Raw genomic sequence first — 755 nt, 5'->3', positions numbered from 1 at the left:
GTAACGCTCAGGACAAATCGAGAGTACGTGTTGCTGGTCACGAGCTGGTTCCCAGTCAGCTTGCGCTGAATTCACGACAGCGGCTCCGACTGACGGGATCACTACTGCCTCGGTCAATAACTCAACAGCCAGCGAAACTCCCCTTCAAGGACTTCAGCGGTGCAGCGCAGACCGAGCTTAGCCGCTACGGCCGCCGATGCACTATTCTCCGGATGGATGTAGGCGGCAAAACTTGAAACTCCGTGCGCCCGCAACCAGTGGACGACTGCTGTGGCAGCCTCGGTGGCCATCCCCAGGCCTTGGTCTGCCGGTTGAACCATCCAGGCAAGGTCCGCCTCCATGCGCTCCCCCACGCGCTGCACAGTAGCCTGGACATAGCCGATCAGGCGTTTTTCCGAGCCCACAGCAATCACCCAGTTGCACCACCACTGGCTCCCATCAGGAGAGTGGCCGGTTGACTGCTTTTGATAACGAGCTCGAAGCTGGTCCACAGTTGGCGCGGCTCCTCCGATGAACTCATAAAGCCCAGGATCAGACAAGACGTCAACCATGATTGGCGCATGCTGGATGCTCAGCGGCATGAGAAGGCTGCGCAGCGTTGGTATCTCTGAGAGTTCCGGCCAAGTCATGCCACAACCTTATCCGTGCCAACCGGCAGCGTTCTTGTTGAGGCCTGCACCTCGATCAATATGGCACCGAGCCTGCCGCAAGGACACTGGCTCCACAGAAAAAAGAAAAGACGGAAGCATTTTTTT

Annotated in this window: 1 protein-coding gene; it reads right to left on the bottom strand. The window is 57.7% G+C overall.

The window, feature by feature from the left end:
• Positions 1–113 precede the first annotated feature (113 nt).
• Complete coding sequence (locus AUR04nite_RS17770; protein ID WP_141367648.1) at positions 114–629, bottom strand: GNAT family N-acetyltransferase; 516 nt, start codon at positions 627–629, stop codon at positions 114–116.
• Between the last annotated feature and the right edge of the window lie 126 nt (positions 630–755).

Source organism: Glutamicibacter uratoxydans (genome assembly GCF_006539925.1).
Taxonomy (GTDB): domain Bacteria; phylum Actinomycetota; class Actinomycetes; order Actinomycetales; family Micrococcaceae; genus Glutamicibacter; species Glutamicibacter uratoxydans.
The sequence above is the reverse complement of the archived record's forward strand: the minus strand, read 5'-3'. Positions and strand labels throughout refer to the sequence as shown.